Source organism: Lentzea aerocolonigenes, from assembly GCF_000974445.1.
GTDB classification, from domain to species: Bacteria; Actinomycetota; Actinomycetes; order Mycobacteriales; family Pseudonocardiaceae; genus Lentzea; species Lentzea aerocolonigenes.
The window spans coordinates 34,582-61,253 of sequence record NZ_BBOJ01000006.1 but is presented as its reverse complement, the minus strand read 5'-3'; the positions used below and the strand labels follow the sequence as shown (position 1 = coordinate 61,253).

27 protein-coding genes are annotated in these 26,672 nt (G+C 66.7%); 13 read left to right on the top strand and 14 right to left on the bottom strand.

What is annotated here, in order from left to right; genetic code table 11:
- The first annotated feature begins 25 nt into the window (after nt 1-25).
- Both AOM45_RS13205 and AOM45_RS13200 read left to right on the top strand, forming a co-directional pair.
- Entirely contained in the window at nt 26-727 is a 702-nt protein-coding gene (locus AOM45_RS13205) for a TetR/AcrR family transcriptional regulator (protein WP_030466841.1), read from the top strand.
- Nucleotides 724-1,347, top strand: coding sequence for a class I SAM-dependent methyltransferase (locus AOM45_RS13200; RefSeq protein ID WP_030466842.1), 624 nt, complete (start codon nt 724-726; stop codon nt 1,345-1,347). Before AOM45_RS13205 ends, AOM45_RS13200 begins: the two co-directional genes overlap by 4 nt.
- A gap of 36 nt (nt 1,348-1,383) precedes the next feature.
- On the opposite strand, the gene AOM45_RS13195 is transcribed toward AOM45_RS13200, so the two are convergent.
- The 3 genes from AOM45_RS13195 to AOM45_RS13185 all read right to left on the bottom strand — a co-directional run bounded on the left by AOM45_RS13195 (nt 1,384) and on the right by AOM45_RS13185 (nt 4,245).
- The gene (locus AOM45_RS13195) at nt 1,384-2,274 is read right to left on the bottom strand and encodes a carboxymuconolactone decarboxylase family protein (RefSeq protein ID WP_030466843.1); all 891 of its coding nucleotides are present in this window, start codon (nt 2,272-2,274) and stop codon (nt 1,384-1,386) included.
- Nucleotides 2,275-2,368: 94 nt separating this feature from the next.
- Nucleotides 2,369-3,580: an MFS transporter gene (locus AOM45_RS13190; protein WP_156093732.1), complete on the bottom strand. Its 1,212-nt coding sequence runs from the start codon at nt 3,578-3,580 to the stop codon at nt 2,369-2,371.
- Nucleotides 3,581-3,591: 11 nt separating this feature from the next.
- Nucleotides 3,592-4,245: an ArsR/SmtB family transcription factor gene (locus tag AOM45_RS13185; protein WP_030466845.1), complete on the bottom strand. Its 654-nt coding sequence runs from the start codon at nt 4,243-4,245 to the stop codon at nt 3,592-3,594.
- A gap of 54 nt (nt 4,246-4,299) precedes the next feature.
- On the opposite strand from AOM45_RS13185, the gene AOM45_RS13180 reads away from it, so the two are divergent.
- Genes AOM45_RS13180 through AOM45_RS13170 form a run of 3 tightly spaced genes read left to right on the top strand, consistent with a single transcriptional unit; the run spans nt 4,300 to nt 8,047 of the window.
- Nucleotides 4,300-5,652, top strand: a complete 1,353-nt coding sequence (locus tag AOM45_RS13180) for an MBL fold metallo-hydrolase (RefSeq protein WP_030466846.1) — start codon at nt 4,300-4,302, stop codon at nt 5,650-5,652.
- On the top strand, nt 5,649-6,887 hold the full coding sequence (locus AOM45_RS13175; RefSeq protein WP_030466847.1) for an MFS transporter: 1,239 nt from the start codon (nt 5,649-5,651) through the stop codon (nt 6,885-6,887). The genes AOM45_RS13180 and AOM45_RS13175 overlap by 4 nt, the downstream gene beginning before the upstream one ends.
- Nucleotides 6,884-8,047, top strand: coding sequence for a cysteine desulfurase family protein (locus AOM45_RS13170; protein WP_030466848.1), 1,164 nt, complete (start codon nt 6,884-6,886; stop codon nt 8,045-8,047). Before AOM45_RS13175 ends, AOM45_RS13170 begins: the two co-directional genes overlap by 4 nt.
- Before the next feature lie 200 nt (nt 8,048-8,247).
- Here the strand turns inward: AOM45_RS13170 and AOM45_RS13165 are convergent, their stop codons facing one another.
- Nucleotides 8,248-10,956: a YncE family protein gene (locus AOM45_RS13165; protein ID WP_030466849.1), complete on the bottom strand. Its 2,709-nt coding sequence runs from the start codon at nt 10,954-10,956 to the stop codon at nt 8,248-8,250.
- Nucleotides 10,957-11,726: 770 nt separating this feature from the next.
- A complete protein-coding gene (locus AOM45_RS13160; protein WP_030466850.1) occupies nt 11,727-12,509 on the bottom strand; it encodes a sulfite exporter TauE/SafE family protein in 783 nt (260 codons plus the stop codon).
- 219 nt (nt 12,510-12,728) lie between these two features.
- Here AOM45_RS13160 and AOM45_RS13155 point away from each other — a divergent pair, with 219 nt between their 5' ends.
- From AOM45_RS13155 to AOM45_RS13125, 7 genes are all read left to right on the top strand, one after another.
- On the top strand, nt 12,729-13,133 hold the full coding sequence (locus tag AOM45_RS13155; RefSeq protein ID WP_030466851.1) for an ArsR/SmtB family transcription factor: 405 nt from the start codon (nt 12,729-12,731) through the stop codon (nt 13,131-13,133).
- 3 nt (nt 13,134-13,136) lie between these two features.
- Complete coding sequence (locus tag AOM45_RS13150; protein WP_030466852.1) at nt 13,137-15,170, top strand: heavy metal translocating P-type ATPase; 2,034 nt, start codon at nt 13,137-13,139, stop codon at nt 15,168-15,170.
- Between the two features lie 13 nt (nt 15,171-15,183).
- A complete protein-coding gene (locus AOM45_RS13145; protein WP_156093733.1) occupies nt 15,184-15,591 on the top strand; it encodes a hypothetical protein in 408 nt (135 codons plus the stop codon).
- Between the two features lie 80 nt (nt 15,592-15,671).
- Complete coding sequence (locus tag AOM45_RS13140) at nt 15,672-16,358, top strand: DsbA family protein (protein WP_030466854.1); 687 nt, start codon at nt 15,672-15,674, stop codon at nt 16,356-16,358.
- 20 nt (nt 16,359-16,378) lie between these two features.
- The gene (locus AOM45_RS13135) at nt 16,379-16,954 is read left to right on the top strand and encodes a vitamin K epoxide reductase family protein (protein WP_201779947.1); all 576 of its coding nucleotides are present in this window, start codon (nt 16,379-16,381) and stop codon (nt 16,952-16,954) included.
- Between the two features lie 61 nt (nt 16,955-17,015).
- Nucleotides 17,016-17,672, top strand: coding sequence for a DUF305 domain-containing protein (locus AOM45_RS13130; protein ID WP_035909765.1), 657 nt, complete (start codon nt 17,016-17,018; stop codon nt 17,670-17,672).
- A 125-nt stretch (nt 17,673-17,797) separates the two neighbouring features.
- Nucleotides 17,798-18,415, top strand: a complete 618-nt coding sequence (locus AOM45_RS13125; protein ID WP_030466857.1) for a methyltransferase family protein — start codon at nt 17,798-17,800, stop codon at nt 18,413-18,415.
- A 59-nt stretch (nt 18,416-18,474) separates the two neighbouring features.
- On the opposite strand, the gene ligD is transcribed toward AOM45_RS13125, so the two are convergent.
- The 8 genes from ligD to AOM45_RS49455 form a co-directional block, all read right to left on the bottom strand.
- Nucleotides 18,475-20,466 (bottom strand): DNA ligase D, encoded by a 1,992-nt coding sequence (gene ligD, locus AOM45_RS49465; RefSeq protein ID WP_030466858.1) that lies wholly within the window; start codon nt 20,464-20,466, stop codon nt 18,475-18,477.
- A 94-nt stretch (nt 20,467-20,560) separates the two neighbouring features.
- Nucleotides 20,561-20,869, bottom strand: coding sequence for a hypothetical protein (locus tag AOM45_RS13115; protein ID WP_030466859.1), 309 nt, complete (start codon nt 20,867-20,869; stop codon nt 20,561-20,563).
- Nucleotides 20,862-21,191, bottom strand: coding sequence for a hypothetical protein (locus AOM45_RS13110; protein WP_030466860.1), 330 nt, complete (start codon nt 21,189-21,191; stop codon nt 20,862-20,864). The genes AOM45_RS13115 and AOM45_RS13110 overlap by 8 nt, the downstream gene beginning before the upstream one ends.
- 65 nt (nt 21,192-21,256) lie before the next feature.
- Nucleotides 21,257-22,225 carry a tyrosine-type recombinase/integrase gene (locus AOM45_RS49460; protein WP_308202532.1) on the bottom strand — a complete coding sequence of 323 codons (969 nt, stop codon included), beginning with the start codon at nt 22,223-22,225 and terminating at the stop codon, nt 21,257-21,259.
- Nucleotides 22,226-22,262: 37 nt separating this feature from the next.
- Nucleotides 22,263-22,790: a hypothetical protein gene (locus AOM45_RS50795; protein ID WP_156093734.1), complete on the bottom strand. Its 528-nt coding sequence runs from the start codon at nt 22,788-22,790 to the stop codon at nt 22,263-22,265.
- 87 nt (nt 22,791-22,877) lie between these two features.
- The gene (locus AOM45_RS13095; RefSeq protein ID WP_030466863.1) at nt 22,878-23,558 is read right to left on the bottom strand and encodes a helix-turn-helix domain-containing protein; all 681 of its coding nucleotides are present in this window, start codon (nt 23,556-23,558) and stop codon (nt 22,878-22,880) included.
- Nucleotides 23,555-24,139 (bottom strand): hypothetical protein, encoded by a 585-nt coding sequence (locus AOM45_RS13090; protein WP_030466864.1) that lies wholly within the window; start codon nt 24,137-24,139, stop codon nt 23,555-23,557. The genes AOM45_RS13095 and AOM45_RS13090 overlap by 4 nt, the downstream gene beginning before the upstream one ends.
- Nucleotides 24,129-24,434, bottom strand: coding sequence for an HC3 family zinc finger protein (locus AOM45_RS49455; protein WP_081901995.1), 306 nt, complete (start codon nt 24,432-24,434; stop codon nt 24,129-24,131). Before AOM45_RS49455 ends, AOM45_RS13090 begins: the two co-directional genes overlap by 11 nt.
- A 260-nt stretch (nt 24,435-24,694) precedes the next feature.
- Here AOM45_RS49455 and AOM45_RS49450 point away from each other — a divergent pair, with 260 nt between their 5' ends.
- Nucleotides 24,695-25,975, top strand: a complete 1,281-nt coding sequence (locus AOM45_RS49450) for a helix-turn-helix domain-containing protein (RefSeq protein WP_081901996.1) — start codon at nt 24,695-24,697, stop codon at nt 25,973-25,975.
- A 6-nt stretch (nt 25,976-25,981) separates the two neighbouring features.
- On the opposite strand, the gene AOM45_RS13075 is transcribed toward AOM45_RS49450, so the two are convergent.
- Nucleotides 25,982-26,623 carry an HAD family hydrolase gene (locus AOM45_RS13075; RefSeq protein ID WP_030466866.1) on the bottom strand — a complete coding sequence of 214 codons (642 nt, stop codon included), beginning with the start codon at nt 26,621-26,623 and terminating at the stop codon, nt 25,982-25,984.
- Nucleotides 26,624-26,672 lie beyond the last annotated feature (49 nt).

Below are 26,672 nucleotides of genomic sequence, written 5' to 3'. Positions count from 1 at the left end.
TCAGTCGGTCATTTATGCTGGGCGGGTGCCACGCACTCGTTCAGCGGACATGTTTCCGAAGCTCGTCTCGGCCGCGGCCGAGACGTTCATCGCGCAGGGTTTTCAACGGACTCAGATGCAGGACGTCGCCGACGCGCTGGGGGTGGCGAAGGGCACCGTCTACGGCTACGTCGAGAACAAGGACGCGTTGCTCGGGGCGGCGCTGCGGTTCGCCGACGGGGTGGAGCCGCTGCCCGAAGTGGCCGACCTGCCAGTCCGTGCGCCGGCGGAGGGCGAGCTGGCCGCGATGGTGGCCGAGCGGCTGCGGGGCGAGGTCGAGCAGCTGCGGCTGGTCGAGGCGCTGTCGAAACGACGACGTGGCCCGCTCGCCGTAGAGCTGACCGAGATCATCACGAACCTGTACGACACGCTGTCCCGGCACCGGGTCAGCATCAAACTGGTCGACCGCTGCGCCCCCGAGTTGCCGGAGCTGGCCGACGTCTGGTTCGGCCAGGGACGCTCGGGCCTCGTTGTGGTGCTGACCGAGTATCTCCAGCGGCGCAAGGCGTTGCGGCTTCCCGGACCGGCACCGCTGGTCGCTCGCACGATCCTGGAGACCTGCGTGTTGTGGGCGGTGCATCTGCACTGGGATCCCGCCAGGCAAGAGCCTCAGGACACCGCTGCCGTTCCATCCACGCTGGCAGGCCTGCTCACGCGTGGACTGCTGCCTGAAGGGGCATCGACATGAGCAAGAAGCTCAGCAACGAAGGTCTTCGTGAGGTGTGGGATCGCTACGCGCCGCGCTACGACCGCGACATCGGGTTCTTCGAACGCGTCCAGTTCAGCGGGGGCCGGGAATGGGTGTGTCCGCAGGCGACCGGTGACGTGTTGGAGGTGGCGATCGGCACCGGCCTCAACCTCCCGCACTACCCGGCGGACGTCAGGCTGACCGGCCTGGACCTCAGCCCGGCCATGCTCGACGTCGCCCGCACTCGCGCGGCCGAACTCGGGCGTGAAGTCGAGTTGCACGAGGGAGACGCGCAGGCGTTGCCGTTCCCGGACGAATCGTTCGACACCGTGGTCTGCACGCTCGGCCTGTGCGGTGTCCCCGACGAGCGTGAGGCGATTGCTGAGATGCACCGTGTGCTGCGGCCTGGTGGGAAGCTGCTCTTGCTCGACCACGTCGGCAGTCACCACCGGATCGTCCACTTCGGACAATCGTTGCTGGAGAAGCTGAGCGTGCGGATGTGTGGTGACTACCAGACCCGGCGGCCGTTGCCGTTGGTGGAGCAGGCCGGGTTCGTGGTGCAGCAGCAAGAACGGCTCAAGCTCGGCATGGTCGAACGGGTGGCCGCGGTCAAGGCCTGAGCCAGCCTGCCACTAATCGGTCATGAGTACCTTCGATCAGCCTTGCGGGACAGCACGTCGGCCGGCGTCGAGGCTGCGCAGACCGGCGCCGACAGCCGCGGCGGCGGTGATCTCGAAGATCTCGTCCTCGCTGAGACCCGCGGACTTGAGATCGGCGATGTCGGTGTCGGTCACCCGGAACGATGAGTCGCGGACCTTGGCGGCATACGACGCCCACGGTGCGTCGGTCGGTTCGCCGCTTGCCGCGGCGCGCCGTGTGGCCGGGTCGGTCTTGGCGGGGGAGTCGAACACTGTCGTGCGCAGGTTGCCGGCCAGCCGGTCGTACCGATCACCGGTCTTGACGCCGTTCGTCGGGCCGGTCAAGAAGCCGGGGAAGCGATAGCCGAAGCGGTGCAGCGACTTCGTGCCCTTGAGGAGCTGCTCCTCGGAGTCGAGCTGGAAGCCGAACGCGTTGGCCAGCCGGTTGACGATGTTCCAGATCAGGTTGACGTGCAACGCGTCCAGCACCGCCTCGTGCCCAACACCCTGCGGGACATCGGCCGTGCTCACGTCATCCGGCGCGGTGGTGACCTTCTCCAGCAGGGCCAGGACCGCGGTGAGCTCGGGTCGCGCCGAGCCGGGATCGGCTGCGTCGATCTCTCCGTTCGAGGCGATCCGGGTCATCTCAGTGTGGCTCTCGATGCAGAACGGGCAGCGCAGCAGCTGGGCGGTGAACATCGCCATGTACTCGCGTTCGCCCGCGGTCCAGAACGACGGGCCGCGCATCATCTCGGCGGACAGGTCGAGCAGCGGTGCGCCGAGGAACTCCGGCCGGTACAGCAGCGTCTTCGGCACGTCGGACATCGGCACCCGCGAGGTCAGCTCCGCGAAGGAGAAGAACATCCGGACGCGCAGCCGGTGCTCGTGGTCCAGCACGTCGAGTCGCATCACGCACCTCCGGTGGGGTTGGCCGTCTCGTCGAGTAGAAGACGATCGAACCCCACCGGAACTCGACACGCAGGGCCAGATCGATCCCAGAAAGTCAGACTTTGAGGCGCGGGCGGATGGCGACCAGCGGCACGAGAACGAGCGCGATGATGCCTCCCGCGAACGAAAGAGTGGGAAAACTGCTGCTCGCGACGACGAATCCGGAGGCCATGCCACCGGTGGCACCGGATACGGCGATGGCCGTGTCGATCCGGCCCTGCACGGTGGCGCGGGTTTCGAGCGGAACGGTGTCCGTGACCAGCGCGCTGCCGCTGACCAGTCCGAAGTTCCAGCCCAGGCCGAGCAGTCCGAGCGCGAGGGCGAGCAGCGCAGTGGAGTTGGCGGGTGCGAAACCGGCCACCAGCCCCGCTGCGAGTAGGGTGACGCCGGAGGCGGCGACGACGGGCAGCCTGCCGATCCGGTCCACGAGCCACCCGCTGATCGGCGACGGCAGGTACATCCCGGCCACGTGGACGGCGATGACGAAGCCGGTGGCGGCGAGGTCGTGGCCGTGGTGGCGCATGTGGACCGGGGTCATGGTCATGATCGCGATCATCACCGGCTGGATGATCACCATGGTGGTCGCGCCGATCAGCAACAGCCGCGTGTTGCCGCTGGAGTCGCCGCTCGCCACGGGATCGGCGGGCAGCGACCGGGCGGTGAGGAGCGGGTCGGGCCGCAGCATCACCCACAGCACGATGGCGGCCGCGATGTAGGCGAACGCCGCGAGGATGAACGGCCCCGCCAGCGCTGGGACGTTCCAGCTCGCGGCGAGCTCGCCGGTCGGGGTCACGAGGTTGGGGCCGAGCACCGCGCCGGCCGTGGTGGCGACGAGCACCGTGCTCACTGCACGGCCGCGGCCTTGTGGGGCAGCCAGATCAGCGCCGGCGTAGCGGGCTTGCAGGTTGGTCGAGCTGCCTGCGCCGTAGACGAACAATGCGACGAACAACAGCACGGCGTTGTCGGTGGCGGCGGCGATGACGACTCCGAGCGCGCCCACTGCGCCGGTGAGGTAACCGCCGGCGAGACCGGCGCGTCTGCCGTGCAGGCCGGAGACGCGGGCAAACAGAAGGGCGGCGAGTGCAGAGCCGATGGTGAACAGGGCCGCGGGTAAGCCTGCCGCGCTGGTGGCTCCGAGCATGTCTTGGGCGAGCAGCGCGCCGACGGTGATGCCCGCGGCCAGTCCGGCGCCGCTGAGGATCTGGGCTGCGACGAGCACCGTCAGGATGCGTCGCTGGGCGGGGTGACGAGTGATCAGAGTGTCCATTTCTCGGAGCGTCAGACCGCGACGGGGAGTTCGGCGAGACGCCACTCGAGCATGCCGTCGGCAAGGCGCCGGGCAGTTCGTCCCTGCGCGGTGAGCAGCCGGACGGCCTCGTGGGAGAGCACGCAGTAGGCACCGCGGCAGTACGCCACGACCTCCTGGTCGGCCGGGAGCTCGGCCAGTCGGTCCGCCAGCTCGTCCAGCGGGACGGACACAGCGCCGGGGATGTGCCCGGCGGCGTACTCCTCGGCCGGGCGCACGTCGATCACGGTCGCGCGTCCCGACCGGACACGGTCGAGGAGCTCCTCGCGGCTGACTGCTTCCGTGTCGTCGCCGAGGTAGGCCTCACGCGCGGTGCGGACGTCTGGCAGCCGATCGTCCGCGACGGTGCGCAGCTGCGCGAACAGCGCGGCGACGTCGTATCCGGCGAGCCGATAGAAGATCTTCGTGCCCTCGCGCCGAGTGACCACGAGATTGGCCTGCTTGAGCGTCTGCAGATGCGCCGACGCGGTCGTCAGTCCCAGCTCCGCCGACTTCGCGAGCGCGTCGACCGTGCGCTCGCCCTGAGCGATCAGGTCGAGCAGCTCCAGTCGTTTGCCGCTCGCGAGGGCTTTGCCGACCCGAGCGAACTGGTCGAACAACGCGTTCTTGGCATCCCGGTCGCCCATGGTTCTCCAATCATCCTTGGAATAGTGTAGAACACTGGATGTGGGAAGGAGACGATGACCGTGGCTGAGGTGCTTTCGCTTGTCGACGAGGGGCTGGGGAACTCCGCGTATCTGGTCGATCTGGGCGACGGCCGGGCGCTGGTCGTCGACGTGAGCCTCGACCTGAGGGAGATCGGCCGCGCGGCGCAGCGACGTCGGCTGAGCGTGGCGTTCGCCGCTGACACCCACCTGCACGCGGACTTCCTGTCCGGCGCCCGCCAGCTCTCCGCGACCGAGGACACCCGCGTGCTCGCCTCCGCGGCCGGGCACCGCGAGTTCGCACATAGCGGGCTGCGTGACGGTGACGAGGTCGACCTTGGCGGCTTACGTCTGCGGGCGTTAGGGACTCCGGGCCATACCGACGAGCACCTGTCGTTCCTGCTGCTCGACGGCGACCGTCCGCTCGGGGTGTTCACCGGTGGCTCGCTGATCGTCGGTGCTGCCGCACGGACGGACCTCGTGGCTCCCGACCGAACCGAGGAGCTCGCCCGCGCTCAGTACGCGTCGTTGCGCAGGCTCGCTGAGCTGCCCGACGACGTGGCGGTCTGGCCCACTCACGGCGCCGGATCCTTCTGCTCCGCCCCGCCTGGTGCGGACCGCACGAGCACGATCGGCAGGGAGAAGGCGACGAACCCGTTGCTGCGTGCGGCCGACGAGGACGCCTTCGTGAAGGAGCTACTCGGTTCCCTCGGCAGCTACCCGCCATACTTCCGCCGCCTCGGTGAGATCAACCGCAAAGGCGTTCTCACAGGAACGCCCGAGCTGCCACCGCTGGAAGTTGGTTCGGTGCAGCGGCTTCTGGCCGACGGCGCCCGGTTGATCGACGTGCGACCGGTCGACGAGTTCGCCGCCGTGCACGTGCCTGGTGCGCTGTCGATTCCGCTGCGGCCGGTGTTCGCGTCGTGGCTTGGCTGGCTGGCGCCGCACGACCGGCCGCTGGTCGTGGTGCGCGCCGCCGACCAGGACCCGGCGGAGATCGCCTGGCAGGCAGCCAAGATCGGCTACCTCAGCCTGGCAGGTGAGCTCAACGGCGGAATGGACGCATGGGCTGCCGCGGAACTTCCCACCGCCACAACCAGATTGGTGGGCCCAGACCAGGTGAGCGGACCGGTGCTGGACATCCGGCAGGAACCCGAGTTCGCCTCCGGTCACCTGCCGGGCGCGCAGCACGTCGAGCTCGGCGACCTGCCCAACCGCGTTGACGAGGTGCCGCAGGAACCGCTGATCGTGATGTGCGGACACGGCGAACGGGCCATGGGCGCGGCCAGCCTCCTCGAACAGGCGGGACACCGCGACGTCGCCGTGCTCACCGGCGGACCTCAGGATTGGGCCGACGCGACCGGCGGACGCCTGGAGAGCGGCAGGTGAGCCTGCAGCTCGGCCTGCGCGCCAACCTCGCCCAGTTCAGCCTGCTCGTCGCGGTCAACGCACTGGTCGGCGGTGTACTCGGCCAGGAACGCGCGGTGCTGCCACTGCTGGCCAAGGACGAGTTCGGCCTGACCGGCTACACGTTCGTGCTCACCTACGTGGTCGCCTTCGGCCTGACCAAGGCCGCCACCAACTACTTCGCGGGCACCTGGTCCGACCGCTTCGGCCGCCGCCCGGTGCTGCTGGCCGGCTGGCTGGCCGCGATCCCCGTGCCGCTGATGCTGATCTGGGCGCCGTCGTGGGGATGGGTGGTTGCGGCGAACGTGCTGCTCGGCGTCAACCAGGGCCTGACCTGGTCCACCACCGTGATCATGAAGATCGACCTGGCCGGGCCGTCGCGCCGCGGCCTTGCGATGGGCCTCAACGAGGCCGCCGGCTACATCGCCGTCGCGGTCACCGCGCTCGCCACTGGCTACCTCGCTGCCCGCTACGGGCTGCGCCCGGCACCGTTCCTGCTCGGGCTGTCCTATGTGGTCCTTGGGATCGGTCTGACCGTGTTCGCCGTGCGGGAGACCCGAGAACATGCTCGGCTTGAAGCGACACAGCACCCCGCTGCCGCTGAGGGCATGCCGAGTGACCGCGAGATCTTCACCCGCACGAGCCTGCGGGAGCCCGCGTTGTCGGCGGCGAGCCAGGCTGGGATGGTGAACAACCTCAACGACGGTCTGGCGTGGGGCCTGTTCCCGATCCTGTTCGCCACCGCCGGCCTCTCGGTCGCCAAGATCGGTGTCCTGGCCGCCGTCTACCCGGCCGTGTGGGGCCTGGGGCAACTGGTCACCGGCCCGCTGTCAGACCGGTGGGGCCGCAAACACCTGATCACCGCTGGCATGCTCATCCAAGCTGCCGCGCTCGCGCTCGTCGCGGTCGCCGACACCTTCGCGGTGTGGCTGGTGGCGGCCGTGCTGCTGGGCGCAGGCACCGCGATGGTCTACCCGACCCTGCTGGCGACGATCGGCGACGTTGCGCACCCAGCGTGGCGTGCGCGAGCGGTTGGTGTCTACCGGCTCTGGCGCGACGGTGGCTTTGCGGTGGGCGCTCTGCTCGGCGGCATCGTCGCCGACCTCTGGGGCCTGCGCGCCGCGGTGTGGGTGGTCGCCGCACTCACAGCGCTGTCCGGAATCGTGGTCGCCGTGCGCATGTACGAAACCCACTCCAACAGGAAGGTCAGCGCGTGACCGTCCCACGTGGACTCCTCGACGGACCGATCTACCTCGACTACAACGCCACCACACCGATCGATCCCGCGGTGGCCGAGTCGATGCTGCCGTACCTGACCGCGGAGTTCGGCAACCCGTCCAGCACACACCACTACGGCCGCGAGTCCCGAATCGCGCTGGACCACGCCCGTGATCAGGTGGCAGCACTTCTCGGCACGTCAGCTGAGCGGATCGTGTTCACCGGATCCGGCTCCGAGGCCGACAACCTCGCCATCCGTGGCGCCGTGCTGGCCTCCGGCGTGGTCCGGCCGCACGTGATCACCCAACCCACCGAGCATCCCGCCGTGCTCCAGGCGTGCGAGGCGCTGCGCCGCTGGCACAACGCGGAGGTGACGTTCCTGCCCGTCGACGGCAACGGCCTGGTCGACCCTGCCGATCTCGCCGCGGCGATCAACCCGCGCACCGTCCTCGTGTCCGTCATGGCGGCGAACAACGAAACCGGTGCCCTGCAACCGATCGACGAACTGGCCCGCATCGCCCGCGAGTACGGCGTGGTGTTCCACACCGATGCCGCCCAGGCGATCGGCAAGATCCAGTTCGACGCGACCGAGCTTGATCTCGTGACGGTGGTGGGGCACAAGATGTACGCACCCAAGGGAATCGGCGCCCTGTGCATCTGGCCCGGTGTACCTCTGGAGCCGTTGGTGTACGGCGGCGGCCAGGAGCACGGCCTGCGCGCGGGCACCGAGAACGTCGCCCTCGCCGTCGCCCTCGGCACCGCCGCCGAACTCGCTGCGAAAGACCTCGCCTCGGGTTGCCATGACCGCATCCGCGAGCTGCGCGACCGCCTGCATCATCGCCTTGCCGCCGAACTGCCCGGCCGAGTACACCTCAACGGCCCTGACACGGCCCGGCTGCCCAACACCCTCAACATCAGCATCGACGGCATCGCCGGACACGAACTACTCGACGCCACAACGGCAATCGCCGCGTCCACCGGTTCAGCCTGCCACAGCGGCAACCACCAGCCCTCACCCGTGCTCACCGCCATGGGCATGCCCGCAGACCGCGGCTTGGGGGCGTTGCGGTTGTCGCTGGGCCGCTGGAGCACCACCGAGCAGATCGACCAGGCCGCCCACCACATCGTTGAAGCCGCGAGTGCCTGCCCAACGTCTTGAACTCGAGCGGGAGGAACGTGGCGGCGAGCGCCGCGCGATCACCGTCGCGAGACTCCCGACGTCTGCGCGTCGGCGAGCAGCAGGCGGGACTCGTCCACGGACGGTTCGTCAGCTCGCGGTCGCGAGCTGACGAACCGTCTACTTGGCCCAGACGATCTATGCGGCTGTTGCACCGGCCGGAGCCGGCCGTTCTTCATTTGCTACGAGAACTTGCACGACCCGTTGGGCTTGATCACTCGGACCTTGTCGGATGCGCTGAATTGGGTGCCGTTCGTGAGCTGGCCACGCATCGTTGCCTGCGTGGATGTTGTTCCCAACCCGGTGAGTCTCGTTTCGAAGTGGCAGACCATGTCCAGGTGTCCATCGCGGTTGACGTCCTCGCCGCGACGGGTGTCGCACGTTGCGAGACTGCGTTCCGTCCCGTTCAGGCCGAACGTGAGCGACTTCGGGTTCACCGTCTTGAGCGGGTTGAACGCTGCGGTTCCAAGTATCGCGACAGGCACCTTGCCCATGCTCTTGGTGTTGATCACGTTCTGGTTGTCACCTGGCTTGATGTCGATCGTGACCGATGCCTGCTGGCAGGTCGCCAGGTAAGCGTCCAATGCCGGCGCCTGGTAAGGCCGGAGGTCGGCGGCGTTGCGCGCTTCCCGTGCTTGCGCACAGCCCGACGCACCGATGTCGCCAGGCGTCGGGATCTTCACGGCGACTCGCGTCGAGCCGAGCACTCCGGCGTCGTTGTGTCCGAGCTCTAGGGTGGCGGCATAGGTGCCCGGTGCGCTGACGCCGTTGGTGTCGAAGCGAAGGCGAACCTCTTTGCTTGCAGCGCTTTCGATCGTGACGTCACCCGAAGCCGCTGTCGTGAAGCGTGGGTCGGCTGTGAGTTGAGGGCGCACCGTCAGGGGAGATCCTCCCTGGTTGGTGAAGCTCAGAGGTATGTCCACGATGCCGGTGTTCGGATAAGCGATCAGGTCCACATTGGTCGTGGAGACGAGTGCCAGGTCGGGCCACCACACGTTGTCGGCCTTGGCCTTCTCGACGGTCGGTTCCGCGGTTCCCGGCTGGTTGAAGTCCACGACGGCGACATTGCGGGCGTCCCAGGTGGCGCCGGTGCCCCAGAAGTAGAGGTGATTGAAGTCCTCTGATCCCAACGAACGCAGAGGATCTGCCTTCCACTCTGCGACGTCCGCGGGGTTCTGGATGTTCGGATTCTTGGACCCGTCCTGCACTGTGCCGTCGCAGTTCCAGTCGATGGCGGTCCAGCTGTCGCCGTCACGCTTGGAGTTGTTGGGACAGCGGTACTTGACCCGGAAATGCCCGAACGGATCGGGGGTGAGACCGCCCGCCTCCTCGAGGGCGTCCCGGTGCAGCGGGTCGAGTTCCCTGCTGGAGTAGGTGATGATCGCCCCTGTACCTGCGTTGGTCTGCAGCCCGGTGTTCGAGTAGAAGTAGTTCATGATCGAGAGGTAGTTGGCCTTCTCGTTCACGTAACGACTGCCGGGGTCGTCACGCCGTTCACGACCACCGTGTCCGAGGCCGAGGTTGTGACCGAGTTCGTGGGCCAGCGTCACGCCCTCTTGTGTGTCCGTGTCGATCTTGCCGCGTGCGATCAGGAGATCGTGGCCTGGGATCCCTCTGCTGATGCCGGTCGTGCAGCCGCTGGGGGAGCAGCCAAGGTCGTCGACGTACAAGACGTAGTGGAAGATGCCGCGTCGCGCTGTGTCGACGTTCTGGGTTCGTAGTGCGTCCAAGGGCTGCCAGTCGGTCCACTCGGAGGGTGGTGTCGCGTTGCCGATTCCGTTTGCCCGGCTTCGGCTTGACCACTTCTCGCTGGTCACCGGATTCATGATCGTGTCCGGTCCGCCGTCCATGTGCAGGTTGATGCCCTGCTGGCCATCAGGGTTTGGCACTGGCCAGTTCCTGAATGCGCTGACCACCTGGTTGACCGCTGTCGTGGACGGTTGGTGGTTGTAGCCACCGCCGAGGGAGATCGGACCGATACGACGCGGCTCCTTGGTCAACCAGTCGATTTCGACGAAGAAGTCCTTGTGAAGCGGATTCGCCCCCATCGCCGGGAGATCAAGGTCGGCAGTGCCGTCACCATTTGTATCGATCGGATGCGACTCCCAGTCGTCGGAGATTCCGTCCGCGTCGGAGTCGCGGTATGCGTTGATACCGCAGTTCACGGAGCCCACGTCGAAGGCGTTGAGCACGCCGTCGTACGCGTCCTTGGTCCAGATCACGCTGGTCCCGGGGAACGTGACGTCATCGCATTCGAGATCTTCGATGCGGGCTGGATAGGTTCCGATTCTGGTGAGGTCTGCGCCGTCCTTGCTCATCCGGAAGACCTCGGAGCAGCCGTTGTTGGCGACGAACAGCTCTGACTGTCCTGCCGCAAGCCCCGACTTCCCGCATCCGTTCAGCCTGCCGCCCACGTTGATCGTGCCCAGTACCGTGCCGGCCTGACTGAAGTGGGTGATCGTGGACGACACGTCACCACCTGCCCACAATGTGCCGTCCGTCGCGTCGTACGCCAGACCGTCGAAACAACCATCGGATTCGAAGCGACGCTGCGAACTGCCGGTGGCGAGATCGACGGTGTACACGTCTTCACTGGCCGCATCGCAGGCCCACACCTGGTCGCCGGCTCGGTCGAACGCGATTGCGCCGATACCCCCGAGGCCTGTCACGGTGTAGCTGCGGGTCGGGCGTCCGTCAGTAGTGTTGACGCCCGACAGGATGTTGGAGTTCGCGCAGGAGACGAGCAGCTCGGTTCCGTTGAATGCGATGCCGACACCGACGGAGCACGCTGGAATCTCTGCGGTAAAGCTGCGGATGATGTCACCAGGAGCCGCGGTCGCGACGGGTGTGGCAGCGAACGACGCGCCGCTGGCAACGAGGAGCGCGGCCACCAAGGCAGCCTGCTTCCTCCTGGGCGAGCGAGTTCTTCGAAGGCGCATTCCGCGTAACATGTGGAGCCTTTCGTCGTGCCGGCAGTGGCTACCTTTTGGTTCGCCGCCGAGATGCGCGCATGGTGCTTTTGCTGCATCTGCCCTCCGCGAGGAACGGCGCTGCGATCACGGCACCTAGATCACCGCTCGCCGCGACTTGCTCATGTCAAATCTGCAGGGCTGAATACCCTGCTGCTACCGGTTGTCTATTTAGTTCACCGTCGCCGTGAAGTGTGCATCGGGGTATCGCCGTCGTGCTTGCTGCTGTTAGCTGACGGTTGTCGTGTGCCTCGAATGGGCTAATGGATCAGGTCGGAGGGTAGTTGCGTGCTAACTAAGGGATGAGTCCGGCCTTTTGATCCAAATGGGCCGCGTGGTGGTGTTCGGGCAGCGTTATAGGTGAGATCAATCGCTGGCATTTGATTCATGCATGGGGCGGTCTCGGCGTAATTCCACTCCTGCGACGAGAAATTCTAGTTCGAGAGGAATTGGAATGATTTCGCGTCGCTGACGCCTACACCGCTCGCCGTATCCTCAAGGCTGCAGGAACGACCCGAACTCAGTCACGCCCTAGGCGAGTGGCTGCTCTTGCTCGAGGACAACGCCGGTGACGCCGAAGGCCTCATCGCCGATCTGGCCCAGGCGCTGAAGGCTGCATGAGCTCGGCCTGTTGCGGCGGGCTCATGCCTGCCGCAACAGGCGATGTTCCGGCTGGCCTCGCACAAACGTGGTCAGCGGAAGGCCTGGACGAGATAGAGGAGTGCCAGGCTGATCGCGAGTCCGCCGAGGACGCGCCGCAGCACGACTTCGGGCAGGCGCGGTTGGAGATGGGCGCCGAGGTAGCCGCCGAGCAGGCCACCCAGTCCACAAGCGAGGCCGAGCAGCCACTCGGGCGCGATGTCCCCTGAGGTGGTGAAGGACAGCACGGTATAGGTTGCCGCACCGACGATCGAGGTCAGAAACGTCGAGGCAAGGGCTGCCGGTGCGACAACGGTGACTGACAGGCCCAAGCCCACGAGGACGGGGCCGAGGATCGAGCCGCCACCGATCCCGGAGATCCCACCGACCGCGCCGGCGACCAGACCGAGCGTCATGACGAGCTTGGGCGACGGTTGACGGCGTTGACCGTTATGCCGCGGCCGCACGGTTCGCCAGCACAGCCATACGCCGAGAGGCAGCAGAACCGCGGCGACGATGAGCCTGAACTCGCGGGCCCCAGGTACCGCGAAGACCCTGATCAAGGCGCCTACGACGACGCCCGGCAGAGTGCCGGCGATGAGCTGGCGCGTCAGCGGCCCGCCCAGGGAACCGTGCCGTCGGTACCGGAGCAGAGCGCCGGGCGCGGCCACGATGTTGAACATCAGGTTGGTGGGCGTGACGGCCGGGCTGGGAACCGCGAGCACGCTGAGTTGCATCGGCAAGAGGAACACCGCACCGGAGACGCCGACCGGCGCTGTCACCAGGGAGATCAACAATCCCGCGGCGAAGCCGAACGCGTACTGGTGCCAGGCCACGCACTCGTCCTTTGAAAGACAGGTTTCCCGTGCCCGAACGTCTCCGGGCCGCGATCACGATAGCTAGGCACCACGAGGCCGATCCCGCACGTTGGGATGCCTCGTCGGCCGCCGTCGGCCTGGTCATCCTGCGGGTTCTCGGTGAGGAGATAGCAACGGGCGTTGATATGAGGCCGCCGAAGTCTGTTCCAACGTATCAATGAGCGTTAGGATGTGCGTGTGACTGAGGAACGCCGGGACACCTGTGACCTGTTGTGCCTGGACTTGCCGCACGCTGAGGAGATCCGGACGGGTCTGCCTGAGCTGTCTGCGGTGGAGTCGGCGGCGGCAGCGGCGCGGGCGCTGGGTGATCCCACGCGGCTGCGGATCGCGGCGGCGCTGCTGACCGGCGGGGAGCTGTGCGTGTGTGACGCCTCATGGGTCGTCGGCGCGGCGCAGAACCTGACTTCGCACCACCTCCGGCAGCTCAAGATCGCCGGACTGGTGTCGTCCCGTCGCGACGGCCGGCTCGTGATGTACGCGCTGACCGGCCGCGGCCGGGTGCTGGTCGCCGCGGTTCTGGCAGAGCACACGGACGAGGTCGTGCCCGCGGGTATGACCGACAGCAGAACACTGGAGGGGTGAGTCGTGGCTGACGAATGCTGCGGGCCGCAGGAGCCGCGCTCAAGGACAACGACGGCGCAAGGCGACCCGCAGGTCGACGACCACGGTCCCGAGCAGGGGTCGGGAAGCTGGTGGCAGGTCCGTGAGCTGCAACTGGCCGCCGTCGCCGCAGTGCTGCTGGCGGCCGGGTTCTGGCTCGGTTCCACGGGAGCGGAGCTGGCGGGCAATGGGCTGACGTTGGCCTCGGCGGTGGTGGGCGCAGCCTCGTTCGTGCCGGGGGCCGTGCGCAACCTGCTGCGTCGCCGGGTCGGGGTCGCCACCCTGATGACGATCGCCGCGATCGGCGCTGTCGCGTTAGGACAGATCACCGAGGCCGCCATGCTCGGCGTGCTGTTCTCCATCGCCGAAGGCCTGGAGCACTACGCCATCGCCCGCACCCGCCGGGGCCTGCGAGCACTGCTGGGCCTGGTGCCGCCCACCGCGTCGGTACTGCGGGACGGGACCGAGCTCCAGGTCGCCCCGGACGAACTCGTGGTCGGCGACCGCATGGTGCTGCGACCCGGTGAACGCGCCGCGACCGACGGAATCATCCGCACCGGCCACACCAACCTCGACCTGTCGGCGATCACCGGCGAGTCGGTTCCGGTCGAGGCCGGTCCTGGCAACACGGTGCACGCGGGCGCGATCAACGGCGGCGGCGCCATCGAGGTCGAGGTCACCGCGCGCGCCTCGGACTCCTCGCTCGCACGGATCGTGCACATCGTCGAGGAGGCCCAGGACCGCAAGGGCACCGGGCAGCGCCTCGCCGACCGCATCGCCCGCCCGCTCGTCCCGGCGATCATGATCCTGGCCGTGCTCATCGCCGGGTTCGGGGCGCTGCTGGGCGACCCCATGGTGTGGCTCGAACGCGCGCTCGTTGTGCTCGTCGCCGCGTCCCCGTGCGCGCTGGCGATCTCCATCCCGCTGACCGTCGTCGCCGCCGTGGGCGCGGCGAGCAGGCAGGGCGCACTGGTCAAGGGCGGCGCCGCGCTGGAGGAACTCGGCCGCATCGGCACTGTCGCGCTGGACAAGACCGGCACGCTGACCCGCAACGCTCCCCGCGTCGTGGACGTCCTGCCCGCTGGTGAGAGCACTCGCGAGCAAGTGCTGGCCGCGGCTGCGGCACTCGAAGCTCGCAGCGAGCACCCGCTGGCCCGCGCGATCCTGCAAGCCGCAGATACCGTGCCGGCCGCGGACGACGCCACCGCGGTGCCCGGTCACGGTCTGATCGGATCGTTGGATGGAGTCTCGGTGCGGCTGGGTAAGCCCGGCTGGGTTGATCCTGGATCGCTGCGAGGCGAGGTCAACCGGCTCCAGCAGGCAGGCGCCACCGTCGTCCTCCTCGAGCGGGACGGGACTCTGCTCGGCGCCGTCGCGGTCCGTGACGAGCTGCGTGACGAAGCTGCTGAGGTCATCAGCAGGTTGCGCGGCCTGAACATCGACACCGCGATGCTCACAGGCGACAACACCGCCACCGCAACGGCTCTGGCAGGCAAGGCGGGCATCACCACCGTCCACGCTGAACTGCTGCCCGAGGACAAGGCGACGCTGGTCGGCCAGCTGCGCAACGGCCGCAAGATCGCCATGGTCGGCGACGGCGTCAACGACGCCCCCGCGCTGGCCACCGCCGACGTCGGCATCGCCATGGGCGCCATGGGAACCGACGTGGCGATCGAGACCGCCGACGTGGCGCTGATGGGGGAGGACCTGCGTCACCTGCCCCAGGTGCTGGCGCACGCGCGCCACGCCCGCCGGGTGATGCTGCAGAACGTCGGCCTGTCGCTCGCAATCATCGGCGTGCTGATCCCGTTGGCCGCCTTCGGTGTGCTGGGGCTGGCCACTGTCGTGCTCGTGCACGAGTCCGCCGAGGTGCTGGTCATCCTCAACGCCATCCGTGCCGCCAAGAGCACTCCGCTGCCCGAGGTCACCGCCGTCACTCCGACCACTCCTCAGTCGCTGAACCTCACGGTGGCGAGCACGCCGAAGCAGGGTGACTCCGGCTGCTGCGACGCGTGCTGACGGCAGCGTGTTCGTGACCGCTAGCCTGGTGCGCGTGCCTGGCGCCGGCAGCATGCGGATGATCGCGCGAGTGAGTCTCGTGCGGGTCTTCGCTGTGCTCGCGCTGGTCGTGGGGATCGCGTTGCTGCAGGGCACGCCGTGCGAGCGGGACGTTGCCTGGTCCTCGCAATGCACGAACGTCGAGACGCAGGTGTTCGCGGACTTGCCAATCACCGGCGACGCCGCATCGGATCTGCTCGAAGACCTCGGCGGAGTGTCCGGAGCCTGCCTGGCGGTGCTGCTCGTCGTCCTGCTCGTGGTCATGGGACTGCGCAGCCCCGGCCTGTTCCTCGTGAGCGCCGTATCCGTGCCTGTGCCTTGGCGGGGCCCGGATCGGCGTCCGGGTGTGCGGCTCACGCAGCTCTGCGTGCTGAGGACGTAGACGACCTCTCGCTGCTCGGCTTCCGGCTGGGCGGCACGCGATCGTCCACATTCTTCGCACCGTTGCAGAGGTATGTCGTCATGACCAAGAACGCCAGGATTTCGTTGATCATCATCGCTGTCGTCGTGGTGGTGGTCGGAGGCTTCATCCTGATCAGCAAGCTCACCGGGCCCTCGACACCGCAGCAGCCAGGGTCCACCAACGCCGTCGGACCCGTCCCGGCGCCGGCGATGGCCGCGCTTGTCCGGCCCGACAGTCACAAGCTCAACGACGTGCCCAACGCCAAGGTGACCGTCGTCGAGTTCCTCGACCTCGAATGTGAGGCGTGCCGTGCGGCTTACCCCGGCGTGGAGAAGCTGCGGGGCGAGTACGGCGACCGCGTGACGTTCGTGATGCGCTACTTCCCGGTTCCCGCCCACCGCAACGCCGAGCTGGCCGCCACTGTTGTTGAGGCCGCGGGCAAGCAGGGCAAGCTCGAAGCGATGTACCACCGCATGTACGAGACCCAGGCGAGCTGGGGCGACCAGCAGGTCTCGCACCGCGAGACGTTCTTCGGGTTCGCTCGTGACCTCGGACTGGAAATGGCCAAGTTCGAAGCCGACGTGAACGATCCGGCCACTGTGGAGCGAGTGCTCAGGGACCGCAAGGACGGCGTGACCGTGGGCGTCCAGGGCACTCCGACGTTCTTCATCAACGGCACCAAGTTCCAGGGGCCGCCGAGCTACAGCGCGCTCAAGGCCACCATCGACCGGGAACTGGCCAAGTGACCTCAACCGAAGTGCGATTCGTGACCCGGCTGCTCCCGTGGCTGCTCATCGCGGGCGGCGGGATCGGCCTGATCGCGGCCTTCGTGCTGACCGTCGAGAAGATCGCGCTGCTCAGAAACTCCGACTACGTCCCGACGTGCAGCATCAACCCGGTGCTGAGCTGCGGCTCGATCATGAAGACTTCGCAGGCCGAGGTGTTCGGGTTCCCGAACCCGCTGCTCGGCATCGCCGGGTTCGCAGCGGTCGTCACGATCGGCGTGGTGCTGGCGACTGGTGCGGCGTTGCCGCGCTGGTGCTGGCTTGGTCTGCAGGCCGGCGTCACGTTCGGCGTCGTGTTCGTGCACTGGCTGATCTTTCAAAGCCTGTACGTGATCGGGGCGCTGTGCCCGTACTGCATGGCCGTGTGGGCCGCGATGATCCCGATCTTCTGGTACACGACGCTGCACAACCTCGAGCAAGGGCATCTGCCGTCACCACGACGGGCAACGGCCGCGATGGTCGGCTACCACAGCGTGGTCCTCATCCTCTGGTACCTGCTTATCGCCGGTGCGGTGCTGCAGGCGTTCTGGTTCTACTGGTCGACGTTGATCGGGTAGCTCCAAATCTTGATCACCTTGGGGCGTGCCGTTCAACGCCGCCCCCGCTTGGAGGCAAATGATGGACGAGCAGGCGACGACCCCGAACTGGTCCCGGCGGGTGATCGGGATCGCGGTCGGTATCTCGCTGGTGTTGCTCGGTGCGGCCGGAGGAATCGCTCTCGCGCGTTCCAACTCGCCCGACAACGCACCGACCGCGGTCGACATCGGGTTCAACCAGGACATGTCGTGGCACCACCTGCAGGCCGTGCAGATGGCCAACCTCGTGCCGAGCCGCAGCAACGACACCGACGTGCGCCAGATCGCGTTCGACATCGGGTCGACTCAACTTGAGCAGGTCGGCAGGATGAAGGGCTGGCTCAACATGTGGGGCGAGCTCGAGCAGGCGCCCGCGGGTCAGCTGATGACGTGGATGAACGGTGATCACCACCATTCCGCGTCCGGTGTGGACGGTGGCCGCATGCCGGGCATGGCCACATCGCAGGAACTCGCTCGCCTGCGCGGGTTGAACGGCAAGGAATTCGACGTGCTGTTCCTGCAGCTGATGACGCGGCACCACGAGGGTGGCGGCGCGATGTCCCGGTATGCGGCGGACAAGGCGGCCACTCCGGTCGTGCGAAATCTCGCCAACTCCATCGCGACCAGCCAGGACGCTGAAGTGCTGACACTCAAGGCGATGCTCACCGCCCGCAACGCGCAGCCGCTCGGCACTGGCTGATATCAGCACGCCGTTCGTATAACCACCTTGTGGTCACCGGGTCGTCCACGGAGTCGGTGTCGACCGCCAGGACAACGTCCACGAGTTCGCGGAGAGCGCGGGCGAGATTCTGTGAGGAGTGTCGGATGGTCGGCTTGGCATTGGGCATGTCCGTGGTCTACCTGGCGCTGGCGTTCGGCTGGCGCAGCTGGGCGCAATGGCGCGCGACAGGGTCCACAGGCTTCCTTGGTGTCCGCGGCCCGATGGGCTCGCTCGAATGGTGGGGCGGTGCGCTGTTCGCGGCGGCGCTCGTCCTGGGCCTGGCAGCCCCCGCGTTGCAGCTGGCCGGCGTGCTCACACCGGTCGATGCTCTCGATGGAGGAGCCGGTCACGCTATCGGCGCGGTGCTGGCGGTCGGCGGAATCGCGGCCACCTTGGCGGCTCAGCGGGCGATGGGCACGTCCTGGCGAATCGGTGTGGATCAGGCGGAAGCAACCACGCTGGTCACGCACGGTCTGTTCGCGCACGTGCGCAACCCTGTCTTCACCGCGATGATCACGACCGGCGTTGGCCTGGCCTTGTTGGCGCCCAACGTGATCGCTCTGGGAGCCCTGGTTGCGCTCGTGCTCGCGATTGAGATCCAGGTCCGTGTGGTGGAGGAACCGTACCTGCTGCGCACGCACGGCGAGGTATACAAGGCTTACGCCTCGCGCGCCGGCCGGTTTCTGCCCGGCCTCGGCCGACCTCGCTCGTCGGCCAGCTGAGCGGTTTGTGTGCGGGTTACCCGGATCGCCACAGCGTTCACCGGCCCGACTTATCGCTATCAACCGGGAAGGGGTGCTCGGTGCTGGTCGACGGATGCGAAGAGATCGCCAATGTCGTCTGCTCGTTCGAGCACCTCGTCCGCGGTGAACACCAACTGTTCCGGCTTGCGGCAGTCGCGGACCTCGTCCCACGTGATCGGTGTTGCCACGGTCGGCTCGTCGCGACCGCGTAGCGAGTAGGGTGCGATGGTGGTCTTGGCGGCGTTGTTCTGACTCCAGTCGATGAACACCTTGCCCTCACGGCGCGCTTTCGTCATTGTGGCCGTCACCTGTTGAGGTGTCTCCTGCTCGAAGGCCAGCGCGATGGCTTTTGCGTAAGCCGAAGGGGCCTGTGCGTTGGTCGTCTCGATGCCTGCGTAGACCTGCAGGCCCTTCGAGCCGGAAGTCGTAGCGACCGGGCTAAGACCGTCTGCAGCGAGCACTTCGTACAGCCGCTCGGCCACCCGGCAGCAATCGACGATCGTGGTGCCTGGTCCGGGATCGAGGTCGAACACGAGCCTGTTAGGCAGTTCTCGTGTGCCGTCCACAACTGTCCATTGAGGAACGTGAAGTTCGAGCGCCGCGAGGTTGGCGGCCCACACGAGGGCCGCGAGTTCGTGCAGCAGCGGATACCGAACGATCTCGTCGGCGTCGGCTCCCCGCCGGGAACCGCCGCTGCGCAACGACACGGTCGGAAGCCAGCCCGGCGCGCTCGCGTCGGTGCTCTTCTGGAAGAACTTCTGCCCGTGTACCCCGTTGGGGAACCTGACGAACGTGACCGGTCTGTCGCGCAAGTGCGGCAGCAAGATCGGAGCGATCCTGCTGTAGTAGGCAATAATCTCGCTCTTGGTCGTGCCGTCCGGATACAGCGTCTTGTCCAAGTTGGACAGAGTGAGCGTGCGGCCGCCCGCGTTGACCGTCACGCGACTGCCGATCTCGGGCGACTCGGCGGCACGCTGCGGGCTGGGGCGGCCTGGCTGCGGTGCGATCACCTCGGACGGATCGCGGTCCGCGCGCAAACCACGCCACGCGGTGTGCCGTAGCCGACCGTCGTCGCCGCGGGTGAACTGCCGGAACCGAACCTCGCCGACCAGCACCGGGTCCACCCATCGAGCACGCACGACATCCTCACGCGGGGGCGCGGCTGCAAACGGGTGGCCGGGGCGCTCCAGCGGTTGCAGCCGGTCGCGCAGCTGATCGCGATCCTGCCTGGTGAAGCCGGTGCCCACATCGCCGATGTAGACCAGGTCGCCGGTGTCCGGGTCGTGCGCGCCGAGCAGGAGTCCGCCGACGGTGCCGGTGAAGCCGCTCTGGCCAGGCCTCCAGCCGCACACGATGACCTCGTGTGTCTGCACGAGCGGGTGCTTGCACCAGAAGTCGGGCCGCTTGCCGGGGAGATAAGGAGAATCGAGCCGCTTGGCGACAAGGCCTTCGTGACCTTCTGCTGCCACGCGCTCGAGGAGCCGTTGCGGAGTCAGGCGCTCGGCGGACAGATCTTCGGTGGTGAACGACGGCACCACGGTGATCCGGAACGGATCAGGCATGGAGAGCTCGGTGAGCTGTTGCCGTCGCTGTTTGTACGGCCGGTCGAGGAGAAGCTGGTGGTCGAGCTGTAGGAGGTCGAACGCCAGGAACCGGACGGGGACGTCGTCGAACGGGTCAGTGCGCCGGGCGGTGCGGTGCCTTTGGAAGCGGCCTCGTCGTTGCTGCAGCAGGCCGAAGTCGATCTGCCCGGCCTCGTTGTAGACCACGACCTCACCGTCGAGGACCGCGGCGCGCCCTCGCAGCGCCGCGGTCAGCCCGCTGGTCAGCTCAGCGAACTCGGCGGTGAGGTCGAGACCGTTACGGCTGGTCAGCACCGTGGTGCCGTCCGCAGCGATCCGCATCGCCACGCGGTAGCCGTCCAGCTTGTACTCATAGGCCCACTGCGGGCCCTCGCGGAGGCGTCCGCCGTCTGGCTTGGCAAGCATGGGGTCGATCCACGCGGGAACGGAGCTGTGCGCCGCAGCCATGGTGACCTCCGTTCCTGATGTGTTGCCCTCTCACCAGGAATCTGAAAGTAACCCGATCGGCCTAACTTCGCGCGTCGGTGCAGGTCAGCTCCGTCTACTCCCGCAATCGCAGCACGTCGAAGGAGACGAGCTGGTCGGGCACGTACAGCTTCTCTCGCCGGCCGTCGGCGTAGTTGATCGCGTAGTTGACGACGCCGAGCCAGTCGCCTTCGACGCCGGGGAAGCGGCCGTGGAGCTGCCCTTTCACCGCACCGGTCAAGTCGAGTCCAGTGGGTATGACATGCCGCCTGGCGCCGGGTTTGCGGGCGAACAAGTCGTCCAGGCTGACCGAGACGCCGGTGAGCACGGGTCTGCGGCCGTGTACGTCGTCGCCCTCCCAGATAGTGAATGGGCTGTTAATCATGTTGGCGGTCCTTTGAGGACAGTGCAGCCCGCGATCGGCTCTGGACGAGATCGAGGTAAAGCTCCTCGGACAGCTCCGCCCTGTCGGGTGCGGGTGCCGTGGCGGTCAGCCGCCAGAAGTGATCGGGGGTGTCGGTGGCGCAGGCCAGGCAGCTGATGTGGGCTTCGCCGTCGTGCACGACCGCTCGGAACTGAGAGTGGCCGAGGGTGTGCCGACCGAGTTTGCATCGCGCGGGCAGGAGCGCCACCCGGCGGCCGGTCGTGTCGAACCTGTACGTGAGCTGACCATCCATTTGGGACGGTTCGAGAAGCTGCCGATCCATGAGGCAAGAACCTATCACCGCATTCGCACATATGTTCGTTTAGACGCGTGCGGCGTCTGCTCCACTCACGCTGCAATGGCGAGAGGGTGTGGTTCGCCGGTCAGTGCGGCCAGCGCTGTCGCGACCTCGATCTCGTTGGCGCGGATGTAGGTCGTCGTTGTGGTCGCGGAGTTGTTCGCCGGCGAGTGGCCCGCGTACGCCTGGGCGACGGCCAAGCCGAACCTGCGTTCAACGAACGTGAGCGTCGTGTGGCGCAACCAATGTGTGCTGACCAGCTGGCGTGCAGCCCACTCGTGTTGTCGGCGCACGCGTGCCCACAGGCCGTCGTAGCGGCGCTTCGAGAGGGGCCTGCCATCTCGGTAGCGGAGCAACGGGCCTCGTGGATCCGCACTGCCGCGCACGAGGCCGTGGTCGATCAGGTGCGCGATGAGGGTCGGAGATGCCGGCTGCCAGCGGAAGACCCCACCCTTCTCCTGCAGAAGGATCAGGCACTGTTCTTCGTCGATGTCGCAGGGGCGAAGAGCGAGCGCAGCACCAGTGCGGCAGGCCGTTTCCAGGTGAAGGCGGACGAGGAGCGCGTCGAGCGCTGGGTCGTTCCCCGTCGTGGACGCGACTTCTGCGACCTCCTCGACTCGCACGTTCTGCAGGCCTCGGCGTGTCGATGGGATCCTGCGAGGCTTTGGAACGAGCAGCGCGGGGTTGCGGGCAAGTGCGATGTGGTCATCGGCGGCCGCAAACTTGTAGAGGCAGCGCAGCGCGGCGACCATGTGCTCGCCGGCACTTCGGCCGCCACGACTGTTGCGCCGCACCACAGCCCGCGACTTCGTGGATTCGACCAACGCTGCGATTTCAGTAGCCGTAGGCTCATCGAGCGTTCGAGTTCCCCAGAGCGTCACTACTCGTGCCCAGTAGATTCCGTAGAGGCGCCTGGTCCCATCGCTCACCGCGGTCGCGACAACGGGCACGAACTCGGCGAAGGTTGGCACGTGCTCGCATGGAGCTTGCTGCGCGTCGAGAAGATCCTCGGGGGTCACGCCTAGCCGTTCGAGCACTGCGCGAGCTGCGGCTAGATCAGCTGCATCTGGGCGCTGCATGATCGAGTCCGACGGCAGGTGCGTGGTACGCGTTGAGAATTTTCCCCAATGCCGCGCAGTCGTACGCCAAGAGCACTGCCGACGTGGGAATGCAAACGAGCAACAGTCTGTCGCCGGCGTTCAGGGAACGCCATCTCCGGATCGGGAGCGGCAGCTTGATGAAACCTCTGGGCGAGACCAGGTCAGTTCCGTAGTGAGCTGAGCGAACAACGATGATGTCGCCGTGTAGCGCGATGTCGATCCGGCCTTCCGGCTCCCAGCTCAGCGCCCGAAGGATCCGGCGGTCGGCGAACCTGCCGTGGTCGTCGATCGCGGCCATTCCGAAGTGGATCGTGCCGTCGCCCGACAACTCGCTGAGGTTGAGAGAGGTGAGCGGCTCCCTTTTCAGGCACGCTGCCGTGAGGGAGTCCGGAACGACTGCGCCGATTATTGCCTCTGCGGTCGTAAGACCGGGTCGGTGTCTACGGCGCTCCCTGCCGTCCCGTGTGCCAGTTGTCGCGGTCATGAGCTTTATGCAACCGCGCGTATGTGTGGATGCCCAGCGAACTGGCTTAAGACGTGCAACGCAGGGGAGTCGTTGCGTGAGCCGCCACTATTGCTGATCATGAGCGGCGTACAGGTGCGTGAGTACCGCGCGGAACGTCGGGTCAGCGATCTTCAGCTGTTGCACCCTCTTGTCGGTCTTTGAGTGGCACGCGGCGTGCACGATCAGATCGACCGCGTTCACCCCGTAGAGGCGGGCCAGTTGGGCGACCATGATCGGCGTTGGAAGGGTGACGCCACATTCGTAGTTGGACAGGGTTGCCACCGATACCTGTACCGGCGCAACGGTTGCCACGTCTGTGAGGCTCCAAGTGAGGTCGTTGCGCACGTCGCGCAGCGCCTTGCCGAGAGCCACTTTGTAAGGCTGCCGGGTCGAGAACTGGCCGAAGGCAGCTTCGATGTCGAGGCCGCGTTCCTCTGTGAGTTCCCTCAGTTCGGCATCATCGGCCAACTGCAGTGTGGTCCGCGCGCGAACGCGCATTTCCTGTGGCAGCAGGAAGTAGTCCTCTGCCGGAAACGCCTCAAGGTCTGTCCGGCGGGTCAACACGCCGGCCTTGATGAAGCGCTGCAACTGGTTGGCCAGATCCGCGTTGGGGAGCCTGGTCAGCTCGCGTAGTCGCACTACCGTGAGCTCAAGGCCTACGCGTTCGAGAAATGCGGTCAACATCAGTCCGCCTTTGCGGTTCCAGGACAGTCGTCGGTCCTTGGAGACCTTGTCGACCAACTTCACGATCTACCCGTGTCCTCGAGACTTGGCGCAGCCTCGTGCGGGGACTCCGCGGAACGCAACGCCTCACCGAACCAAGCAGCGTGGCGCTCCAGCTTCCGCGCCGCCGAGTCGACCAGAACGACCAGCACTTCGAACGCGCCAGCGCCGCCCAGGAGCGATGCAGCGCGCTGGATAGCAACCGCATCCCGTGCCGCGTGTGCGGACACGAAGGCGGACGCGACCTTGACGTTCTCCTGCCACGCTGCGCGATCGTTGGCGTCCACGTCCTCCGGGATGGCGAACGTGATCGGGAACGCGATGGGCGAGACGAGTTGATCCTGTGGGACGCCGTCGAGCAGGACCCTTGCCAGGATGCTCGCTGCGGAGACAGCAATCCGCGGGTCCGCGTGGGTGACGACAGACTGGAGCGTGCGTTCGACCAGTTCGGGTTCCGACTGCAGGTGGTGACCGAGTGCGCGCAGGCCCCAGGAGGCTCCGAGTCCGCTGTCTGGGTCTTGTCGAAGTCGAGCCTCATCTTGAGCGATCTGCTCGACACCGCACGGGACGTATCCGATGTCGGCTGGTTCGCGATCACGCTCCACGGAGGGCGTCCTCGTAGGAGCGGCTCGTGAGGGGAGCGATCACTTCCTTGATCTGCGCGGATTCAGTCACGGGCTGCATGCCCTCGCGAGGCCACGGCAGGATCTGCTCCTCCTCTCGCCAGGCGAGGTCACACACCCCGCACATCGGCCAGCACCGTTCGGATTCTGGCCACTTGTCGGACTTGGTGGTGACCTCGATTCCGCACAACGTGCTTCCCGGATCGCCTTCAGCGAGTGAGCTCGGTAGCGCGTGGCGCGCCCCGTCATGCGGTTGCCATTTGTAGCTGCGAGACATGCCCGATCACTTCCCGCGGACGTAAGCGCGATCTGCGCGCGATGTCGGTAGTGATCCACTCAAATTGCCGCGCCGCTCAGAATCCAGCCCACGAATCTGCCGGCGATCTAGCAGGGATCTATCATCTGGCGCCTCTACCTGCACAAACGTGCGGATGCCCCGATTGGGTGAAGCTGGACATCTTTGGACTGATCCGCTGTTTTGTGCACCCTCCAAGCTAGGCTCGTGGTGAACTATGCGCATTCACATCAGGGGGATCGATGGCCACGCCGAGGGAGGCGTTCTCGAAGCGCCGCAAGGTCGTGGGTTTCTCACAGGAGCGGCTTGCTCTGCACCTTGGCGTCACCACCGGAACTGTCGGGCGATGGGAACGTGGCGAGGCGACTCCTGAACCGCCAACGCAGCGACAGCTCGTGCGAGCGCTCGAACTTACAAGTCTCCGTGAGTTGCTGGAGCTTCTCTATCCGCAGAAGTCGTTGCTCTCAGCGGCGGACGAACGTGCCGAGATGCGGTCGATCGGCAGTCGATCAGGCCAGCCGCGACGTGATCCTCGTGGGTCCATCCAGATCGGACATAGCCTTGATCGGGTGCACGGAGTCATCCCGCTTGTGCGGCGGGCACTCGATGCATTCGATCTTCCTGACGACGGGCCCACTCGTACGCTCGTTGAGATCAGCGCAGACGTGGCTCGGGTCAACGAGCACCGTCTTGAAGCCAGGTACGGCGCTCTTGCCGACGCCCTGCCGGACCTCCTCGCAGAGCTGGCGCGTGCAGGGCAGCTCGCTATGGAAGGCCTGCAGCAGCAACAGGTCGCGTTGCTTCGTGCTCTCGCACTTCGCGCTGCGGACGGGATAGCGTTCAAGTTCGGATACCTTGATCTCTCAGCCCGCCTCATCGATCTCATGCGACAGTCCGCGGCTCAGGCGAACGACCCGCTGCTCGTGGCAGCCGCCGAGTACGTCCGCACAGAGACGTTCTTCGCCAGCGGTGATCTGAGCACTGCTGGTCGAGCACTCGTCAAGGCTGCCAGTGAGTCGTCTTTGTCCAATCTGGACGATGAACACGTTGCTGCCGCCTATGGATCCCTTCACATGCGAGCCGCAGTGGTGGCCGGGCGGATCGGCGATCCTCGCGCGGCCCGAGACCATCTGAGTGAGGCCAACGAGGCGGCCAAGAGGGTTCCTGAAGGCGTCTACCGCGGCACTGCCTTTGGCCCGCAGTCGATTCGCATCCACGAACTCGCGGTGGCCACCGAGCTGCGCGACCCGGCGGGCATCGAGCGGGCAGCGACATGGCATCCGTCGGGGGAGTTGCCCGCGGAGCGCCGTTCTCACTACTACATCGAGCTGAGTAACGCGCAGCACGAGCTGGGCCACCATGAAGAGGCCTATGTCTGCATCGAGATGGCGCGGGACGCGGCTCCTCAACACACGCGGGAACATCCTCAGGTCAAGGGCACGCTCGCTTCGCTGCTCCAGCACCGTCCTGGAAACAGCAGGGTGGTTGAGCTCGCAGCTTGGGCTGGAGCACGGGCGATCTGACGGGCTCTAGCCAGCGAGCAGCGCAGGAAGCTCGCCGAGTGAGTCGATGACCCAATCGGCATCCCGTTCCACCAACGGATCGTTGGCCCAGAGGTATCCCCAAGGACCGCGGCGGATCAGCGCCGTGCGCAGTCCCACCGCCTTCGCGGCCACGACGTCGTTGTCCCGATGATCTCCCACGTACACGATCTGCTCCGCGGGCGCAGCAGCAGCTTCAACAACGCGATCGAAGAAGGCGTTCGATGGCTTCGCAACGCCCCATTCCCCGGACGTCGAGACGAAGTCTGCCGGCAGGGCAAGAGCCCGCAGCAGCTCGCCTGCACGGGTGGTCTGGTTGCCGGCAACCCCAACCTTGAGTCCAAGGCCCCGCAGCGCGGCGAGGCTTGACCGGACATCAGGGTAGAGGTCCTGCTCGTCAATCTGTTCGCCCAGCCCGGCGTCTTCGCGCAACTGCCGTTCGTGCGCGACGTCGAAGCCTGGCCGGAAGTACTGGAAGGTCTCCGCGTTGTCTCTTCCAGAGACTGTAACCGCGCCAAGAACTGTCGAGAACGTGTGCCGCGGCACGCCGATCCAGTCGGCCCACGCACCCCACTCGCGCGAATCGTCCAACAGCGTTTCCCCGACGTCGAAGACGACAGCAGTGACCATGCACTTACTCATACGCCATCGGGATGAGCTGAGCGAGCGCTCCGCCCAG